8 protein-coding genes and 2 pseudogenes are annotated in these 7410 nt (G+C 49.6%); 3 read left to right on the plus strand and 7 right to left on the minus strand.

The features are described 5' to 3' along the window. Positions 1–484, plus strand: a pseudogene (locus KB557_RS07595) (ABC transporter ATP-binding protein); the annotation flags it as partial. On the opposite strand, the gene KB557_RS07600 reads toward KB557_RS07595, so the two are convergent. The 7 genes from KB557_RS07600 to KB557_RS07630 all read right to left on the minus strand — a co-directional run bounded on the left by KB557_RS07600 (position 441) and on the right by KB557_RS07630 (position 6295). After that, entirely contained in the window at positions 441–1982 is a 1542-nt protein-coding gene (locus tag KB557_RS07600; RefSeq protein WP_255132899.1) for an iron ABC transporter permease, read from the minus strand. The pseudogene KB557_RS07595 and the gene KB557_RS07600 overlap by 44 nt on opposite strands. After that, a complete protein-coding gene (locus KB557_RS07605; RefSeq protein ID WP_255132901.1) occupies positions 1973–2926 on the minus strand; it encodes an extracellular solute-binding protein in 954 nt (317 codons plus the stop codon). The genes KB557_RS07600 and KB557_RS07605 overlap by 10 nt, the downstream gene beginning before the upstream one ends. A gap of 122 nt (positions 2927–3048) precedes the next feature. Continuing rightward, a complete protein-coding gene (locus KB557_RS07610) occupies positions 3049–3186 on the minus strand; it encodes a hypothetical protein (RefSeq protein ID WP_255132903.1) in 138 nt (45 codons plus the stop codon). A 9-nt stretch (positions 3187–3195) separates the two neighbouring features. Beyond that, a complete protein-coding gene (locus KB557_RS07615; RefSeq protein WP_255132905.1) occupies positions 3196–4257 on the minus strand; it encodes a chloride channel protein in 1062 nt (353 codons plus the stop codon). 43 nt (positions 4258–4300) lie between these two features. Next, positions 4301–5353 (minus strand): CobW family GTP-binding protein, encoded by a 1053-nt coding sequence (locus KB557_RS07620; protein WP_399218833.1) that lies wholly within the window; start codon positions 5351–5353, stop codon positions 4301–4303. Between the two features lie 14 nt (positions 5354–5367). After that, positions 5368–5754 carry a Fur family transcriptional regulator gene (locus KB557_RS07625; RefSeq protein WP_255132907.1) on the minus strand — a complete coding sequence of 129 codons (387 nt, stop codon included), beginning with the start codon at positions 5752–5754 and terminating at the stop codon, positions 5368–5370. A 55-nt stretch (positions 5755–5809) separates the two neighbouring features. After that, the gene (locus KB557_RS07630; RefSeq protein ID WP_255132909.1) at positions 5810–6295 is read right to left on the minus strand and encodes a 6-carboxytetrahydropterin synthase; all 486 of its coding nucleotides are present in this window, start codon (positions 6293–6295) and stop codon (positions 5810–5812) included. A 17-nt stretch (positions 6296–6312) separates the two neighbouring features. Between KB557_RS07630 and hisIE the strand changes: the two genes are divergently transcribed. Then, complete coding sequence (gene hisIE, locus KB557_RS07635) at positions 6313–6981, plus strand: bifunctional phosphoribosyl-AMP cyclohydrolase/phosphoribosyl-ATP diphosphatase HisIE (protein WP_255132912.1); 669 nt, start codon at positions 6313–6315, stop codon at positions 6979–6981. A gap of 134 nt (positions 6982–7115) precedes the next feature. Next, positions 7116–7410 (plus strand): annotated as a pseudogene (locus KB557_RS07640) (GAF domain-containing protein); the annotation flags it as partial.

Raw genomic sequence — 7410 nt, forward strand, 5'->3', positions numbered from 1 at the left:
GCTTGCTCAATGTGGTGTTAGTGCTGTGATGGTTACCCACGATCCCCAAGAAGCTTTAGCGGTATGCGATCGAGTAGCTGTGATGAAAGAAGGGAGCTGGCATCAATACGCCAGCCCTCGCGATTTGGTTGATAAACCAGCAACTACTTTTGTAGCCAGGTTTGTTTTGCAGGGAAATGTGTTGCCCCTAGAGCGCTTGCAAGCTCTTCCCGATGGTGGTGCAAGTTTTGGTGTAGCAGGCCACAATCCTTCTCAAAAATCTGATGTGTTATTGCGGCAGGAGGCCTTAGCGGTGCAAATTGATCCCGATGGATTAGCAAAACTGGTGGGTAGGGAATTTTTAGGAGATCAATGGCTGTATCAATTTGATTTGCAGGGGGAATCAATGCGGCTCAAGGTGCCTATTGAGCAGGAATTGGCAATTGGCAGCTATTGCAAAATCAGCTTGCAAGCGGGGGCAAAGGCTCAATTTTTTCCTGCTTAAGTTCAGCTGCCAGCAGTAGAGCTGAGCTAAGCCCTAATAAAATGATTAGCAGTGCTGGCGCAAGGGCTGCGCCAAGCCTTTCATCACTTGCGTATTGAAAAACCCGCACTGCCAGGGTGTCGAAATTGAAAGGCCGTAAGGCAAATGTGAGCGGTAATTCTTTTACGGTATCTACAAAAACCAACATGCTTGCCAGTAATAAAGGGCTGCGCAAAATTGGTAAATGCACCCTACGCAAAACTTCTTGCCAGTTTTTACCAAGGCTTGTGGCCGCTTCTTCAATGCTGGGGGGAAGCCTTTCTAAATTTGCATCAAGCCCACCTTTTGCTACGGCAAGGAAACGGTTGCTATAGCCATAAAGCAGCAGCAACAGGGGCGGAAGGCCAAGGGGTGCAAATAACAACAGCAAAGCCAGCGCTAACACTGCCCCGGGCACTGCATAGCCAAGGCCGGCCATAAAAACAGAAGCTTTCAGCCAGGCAACCTTTTGCCAACGGCCCCCTATTGCTAAAACAAGGGCCATAAATACCGCCATTGCCGCCGCCGCCAACCCCAAAGCCAAGCTGCGGGCACTAAGGCCAAACAATTCAGCAAGGTTTTCTTGGCGCAACTGATCCGAGCTCCTCAGAATCCAGGCCAATGGCAACCCAGCACTTAATAAAGGTGGTAACAGGCAGAGAATTGTGGCAAGCCATGCCCTCGGCCCTCGCAACTGCCAGCCTTCAAAATGATCGCCAGGTCCGCCTTGATCCCAACGGCGACTAAGACGCCGCTGCCAACGTTGGGCTGCCACCAAAACAGCCACCACCGCTAGGGCAATTAGGGCAAGGCTTGTGGCACCTTGGGGGTCGCCCTCTCCCTGCCAGCGCTGCAATATTCCCGTTGAAAGAGTTGGAACCCCCAGTAATTCCATCGCACCAAATTCATTAACTACTTCCATGCCAGCAAGAGCAACACCACTGGTAATGGCTGGTATCGCCATTGGAAGTGCCACGCGGCGGAAGCTTGCCCAGGCTCCCAAGCCCAAGCTGCGGCTGGCCTCTAAGTGTTTACGTCCGCTCTGGCGGAAGCTGTCGCGGCTGAGCAGCACCACATAAGGCAAGGTGCTCAGAATTAATACCGCAGCAGCTACCCCAAGGCCGTGCAGCCTTAACCCTTCCCGACTCCCCAGATCTGTAAGCACTGCCGCCTCCAGGTAAGCGGGGGTGGCGAGCGGTATTAATTGGGCAATGGTGAGCAGTTTTTTGCCAGGGAAATTGCAACTGGCCGTAAGCCAGCCGATGCTGCTGCCAAAAGCCCCTACCCCAAGCCCCACCAGCAAAAGCAGTAGCAGGGTGTTTCCCAGCTGCTCAATTCCTTCGCTGCCTAGGGCCCTAAAAGCGCCCTCTGGTTTGGAGAGGCAATAGATGGAAAGCCCCAGCAATGGCAGGAGATTTAAGGCAGCTGTGGCGCTGAGAATGCCAGTTAAGCCAGGGCGGGGCGGCAGCTTTATTTCCAATCGTTGTTTTCCATTAATTGCACAGCGCGTTTGTTATTTGCGCCAAGGGTTTCAGCTGAAACGCCGCTGCTTTGAAACGCCCCGAAACGTTTTAACCAAGGATTACCGCCATATCCTTTAAGGGGATATTCATTGTTTGCCTCTGCATACCCCTTCCCCCCAGTGGGGGAGGCGAGAAATTCAATCAACTTTTGGGCTGCCTCCGGATTACGAGCAGAGCTTGTTACACCTGCGCCACTGATATTTACGTGGGCGGGGATGGGCATTATTAGATCGATATTTTTGGCAAGCAGTTGATCTTCTTTGCCTGATTCGCCAGATGTCATGCGAGCTACGTAGTAAGTGTTAACAAGTGCAGCGCCACATTGCCCTTGTGCCACAGCTCTGATCAGGGCGGTATCGGAGCTAAAGACAGGTTGGGCCAAGTTTGCAACCATGGCCTTAATCCAATTTGTGGTGGCAGCTGCACCACGGCTTACCAACTGATCTGCAACCAGTGATTGGTTATAAACGCTTTTGCGATCACGCAAACAAAGTTTGCCTTTCAGATTCGAATTTGCCAAATCGCTGTAACTACGAATCGAATTAGGCGATACGATCTTTGGATTCACAATAATTGCCCTTACGCGGCGGGTAAGGCCAAACCAACGGCCGCGGCTATCTCGATATGTACTAGGCACTTGTTGCAACAATTGAGGCGATTTAACCGCCCTAAATAAACCTAAGTTTGCGGCCCTATCAAGCCGAGCCGCATCTACAAGTACCAACACATCAGCGTTGCTTTTTTCACCTTCTGCCTGCAGGCGCTCAATCAAGGCATCATCTTTAGCCTCTAATAAATTTACGGAGATACCGGTGCGTTTAGTGAAAAGTTTATAAAGTTCTTTATCGCTGTTGTAATGTCTGCCTGAATAAACTCCTACGCTTTCCGCCTTTGCCTCCAAGCAAGAGGCAAGTAATAAAAAAACCAAAAATTGTAAATAACGAGTAAAACCGGATCGAACCAATTGCTTGTTGAGAACTGATCTCAACCTAGAACGGTGCGGGGGCTATTTGCAAGTGCTTCTCAATAGCGACGTTGAACGCGAATCGGAATCGGCTGCAAGATGCCACCGCCGGAATCGTCGTCGTCTGAATCAGGCCTTAGATAAAGAGCAATGCCTATCACCAATGCAATAGCGCCAAGCAGGGTGGGATCAAACATTACAAAACTTCATATATCCCTAACATAGCGGTTTAGGCGCCATCCCATGAGGCTGCCGATAACTGCCGCAGGCAGCGCATGGCCCTTTAGCACCACCACGGTTATCACAAACGGAACCCACGGCTGAGCAAGCACCATGGCTTGGATGCCTGCTACCAGGGCGCTAATCGCTACTTCACCAGGAATAATTCCAGCCGCTTGATGGAGCCCTTGGCCGATAGCGGCTGCGCCGATTATTAGTGGAAAAAAAAGTCCGCCCATCCAGCCGGTGCTGAGGCAAAGGGCGCACAGGGCAATTTTTAAAAAGCCCACTAACAAAAGTTGATCAGCTCTATTAAGTAATTCGCCTTGTAGCAGTGGGCTTAATTGTTGTTCGCCAGAAAAAAGAGCGAGCGGTTGCCAAATGTTCACCAGTGCCAGCACTACACCTGTAAAAATTGCCAGTGGAAGTGGTGATGCTTGGCATCGCTTGATTCGTTTTGCCAATTGCCGCCTCAAGCCCAAAAACAACAGCCCCAGGCAGCCGCCCCCTGCCCCCAAAAGCAAGGCCCAGGCCAAGTTCGAAGCCCCTTGGCTGAAACTATTGGGCCATAAAAAAATTACCCCCTGCTCACCACCACCAAATCTGTCGAACCCCTTTAACAGTGCAAAACCAGCAAAACCACCAATAAGACCCGGCAGCCAGCTCCAATAGCCCTTAGCCAAGCGGCCGCCGATGGCCAATTTTGTTTTAAGGCGTTGCAGCCCCAGCTGCCATTCAGTTAGGGAACGGCTTAGAAGTGCTTCAGGGCCAATGCTGCCGCCCCCCAGGAGCGCCAGTAGCCCCAGCAAGATGTGGCTTAATTTTGGCTGTATCTCAAGTTGCAGCTTCTGATCCTGCTTTGGATCCAATTGGGCAAAGGTTTCTATCAGCTCTGGTAGGGGCTCAGCCCCAGCGCGACGCAGCAACCCGATTGCTAGGCCGCAGCTAATTGGGATTAAAAGTTGTAGAACAAATGGCGCTTGAGAGGGAAATCCCTTCAAAAACTGATCGCCCCAGCCCAGGCTGGTGAGGAAAGAAATTGCAGCCATCAACAGGGCCGCCAACAGCCCTGTGATGAACCCGATTAGCAGCTCAACTGAAACCTTTCCCACCATCTGGCGCCTCGCAAGCTTGTAATTGTAGTAATAATTTTTTGTGGTTTATATTTCGCCCGATCAAAACAATTTGATTGCTGCGTTCCCCTACCCAATCGGTGTCGTCTATGGAAAAGCGCTTGCCGGCAAGATGAAATACATGACGCCTTTCACTTTCATTAAACCAAAGAATACCCTTAGCTCTAAACACTTCAGCGGGCAGTTGATTATCTAAGAAATTTTGAAATTTACGCAACCCCAAAGGCTTAATGCTGGAATAAGAGAGTGAGGTGAAACCTTCAATATCTGCTTTATTTTCTTCATTTGAATTACTGTGATCATGGTTTTTATGATCATGATGCTTGTGATCATGATGCTTGTGCCCGTGATCATGGGAGTGATTATTGTTTTGCTCTTCAACAATTCGATCCGATTCAAATAAGCCAACACTTAAGAGCAGCGGGAGGGGCACTTCTCCCTTAACGCAATGTAATAGCCGAGCATCTTTTTTCACAGATGCAAGCTGCGTTTCCACCTCCTTAAGGCGATCGTTTGATACTAAATCAGTTTTATTTAAAAGTAGGATATCCCCATAAAGTACCTGCGCTCTACCCACTTGAGTTTCAAGTACCTCTGAGCTGAAATTTTCAGCATCAATCACTGTAATAATTGAATCAAGCCTTGTTAAATCCCGTAAATCACTACCAAGAAAAGTCATGGCAACAGGCATTGGGTCCGCCAGGCCAGTGGTTTCCACCACGATGTAATCGAGCGGTTCTGGACGATCTAAAACTTTATATATTGTTTGCAGTAATTCATCATTTATGCTGCAGCATATGCAACCATTATTTAATTCAACAGTATTATCACTATGATTAATAATTAACTCATTATCAATACCGATTTCGCCAAATTCATTTACCAAAACAGCTGTTTTCACCCCCTCTTGATTGGCTAGGATGTGGTTCAGCAATGTGGTTTTACCCGCCCCAAGAAATCCCGTAAGGATTGTTACCGGCACAGGGCTTTTGCTAGAGAAATTGGTCATCATTTTGGGGTTGTTAGTTATTTTGTTGCTTTGCAGGTGGCGCAGATGCCGAATACCTCAAGGGTATGAAATAGCGCGGTGAAGCCTGTGGGGGTATGGATTGCAAGAGAATGCTGTTCCACAGGGCAGTTGGCAAGGGCTGAACTGCAACCGCATTCAACGCAGGTGAGATGGTGCACATCGCGATCCCTTGGGGCGTAGAGGGCTTCGCCATTGGCAAGGTGGCGGCAGCGCACTTCCCCCTGCTGTTGCAGGCTGCGCAGGTGGCGATAAACGGTGGCAAGCCCCATGCTGCCTCCCTCGCTCCTGATGCGGCCATGAAGAGCCTGGCCACTCAATTCTTCTTTGCTGCTGCGCAGCACAGCCAAAATTAAGTTTTGGCGGCTCGCCAAACTTAAAACCATGGAGTTGAGGATTTGCAACTCAGTTTATGAGCAACCACGCAGGCTCCTGAACTATTTATTGCAACGCCCAGGGGGGTAGTAGTTCCCAGCAAGCAGCATTTTTGCTGTTTTCTCGCGCTTCCACCTTCCAGCACCAATTACGACCATCACCTCGCTGCTGCAATATTTCATTTGTTTTTTGCCACACCCAATGGGCACTGGCTTCCATCCCAACGTTTTGCATCACCCTCAGATCTAAGGCGCCCAATTCATGGAGTTGCTGCCAGTTCGCGAGCAATGGATCATCGTGATTTACTAAAAAAGTGTGATCAAACTGATTTTCTAAAATTAAGCGCAGCTCTTTAAAGCTGGAGAAATCCACAACAAAGCCATATTTATCTAGCTGCTTTGCGCCAAACCAGCAGGTAAAGCTGCGGCTATAGCCATGCACAAAGTGGCACTGGCCTGGATGGTTTGCTTGTCTGTGGCAGCAGGGAAAACCCTCGAACTGCTTTGAGCAGGTGTACATAAAAGCGCCGTTGCGCTGCGAAGCTGGTGCCATCACTTTCTACTGCGGCCATGAGTGCTCCTTGGGCTTTACCCCTGGATCGGCTTCGTTTTAATTCCGAGGGCTTGATTCCAGCCATTGCTCAAGATTGGCTGGATGGCGCAGTTTTAATGCTGGCCTGGATGAACCTTGAAGCTTTGGAGCTCACTCTTTCCAGCGCTGAGGTGCACTACTGGAGCAGATCTCGCAAAGAGTTGTGGCATAAGGGGGCCACTAGTGGTCATTATCAACAATTGAAAGGAATCCGCTACGACTGCGATGCCGATGTATTGCTAATCAGTATTAATCAGGTGGGTGATGTTGCTTGCCACACCGGCGCCCGCAGTTGTTTTTTTGATGCAGGCCAAGGGCCCAGTGGTGGCGGCGCAGGGGCTTTGCCACCCCCTGCCGATGCCTGCACGGAGCTGGCGCGAGTAATTCAGGCTCGCGCTGCTGTGCCTGAATCTGGGAGTTACACAAATAAATTGCTTGAAGGTGGTGATAACAGCATCCTCAAAAAAATAGGAGAAGAAAGTGTTGAATTTGTGATGGCTTGTAAAGACAACAACCCAGGGGAAATTGCTTCAGAGGCTGCTGATTTGTTATTTCATCTACAGGTGGCCCTTACCCATCACAATGTTTCCTGGCGCCAGGTGCAAGAGGTGTTGGCTGCTCGTAGGGGAGCCCCCCGCAGGAGCTAAAAACCCGGCCAGAAGGATCAGGGCTGCCTCTAATGGGCATTTTCCTTTAATTGGCATTACTTTGCGTTTGTTTGAGAAAATTGGCTCTGAAGGGAAAATTCAACTAGAAATAGGAAACTGCCGAGCGCAAAAATTTGGAACCAGCCGGCATTCCCGATAACGAGCAGGAGCGGTTGCAGGCTCTCCACGAATACCGCATTCTTGGCACTAAACCAGAGCAGTCGTATAACGACCTCACAACAATTGCTTCAGAGGTATGCAATACACCGATCTCATTGCTTAGCCTTGTAGATAAAAATCGGCAGTGGTTTAAGGCAAAAGTAGGTGTTGAAGCAACGGAAACACCCCGAGATTGGTCATTTTGCGCCCATGCGATTCAAGCAACTGATCCGCTGATTGTTGAAGATGCCCTTAATGATGAACGCTTTT

The sequence above is a fragment of the Synechococcus sp. Cruz CV12-2-Slac-r genome (genome assembly GCF_024346075.1).
Taxonomy (GTDB): domain Bacteria; phylum Cyanobacteriota; class Cyanobacteriia; order PCC-6307; family Cyanobiaceae; genus Synechococcus_D.

Coding starts and splice junctions, on each gene's coding strand:
- KB557_RS07610 (WP_255132903.1), bottom strand. CDS start 3,186: ATGTTTGATCCCACCCTGCTTGGCGCTATTGCATTGGTGATAGGCATT.
- KB557_RS07615 (WP_255132905.1), bottom strand. CDS start 4,257: ATGGCTGCAATTTCTTTCCTCACCAGCCTGGGCTGGGGCGATCAGTTT.
- KB557_RS07620 (WP_399218833.1), bottom strand. CDS start 5,353: ATGATGACCAATTTCTCTAGCAAAAGCCCTGTGCCGGTAACAATCCTT.
- KB557_RS07625 (WP_255132907.1), bottom strand. CDS start 5,754: ATGGTTTTAAGTTTGGCGAGCCGCCAAAACTTAATTTTGGCTGTGCTG.
- KB557_RS07630 (WP_255132909.1), bottom strand. CDS start 6,295: ATGGCACCAGCTTCGCAGCGCAACGGCGCTTTTATGTACACCTGCTCA.
- hisIE (WP_255132912.1), top strand. CDS start 6,313: ATGAGTGCTCCTTGGGCTTTACCCCTGGATCGGCTTCGTTTTAATTCC.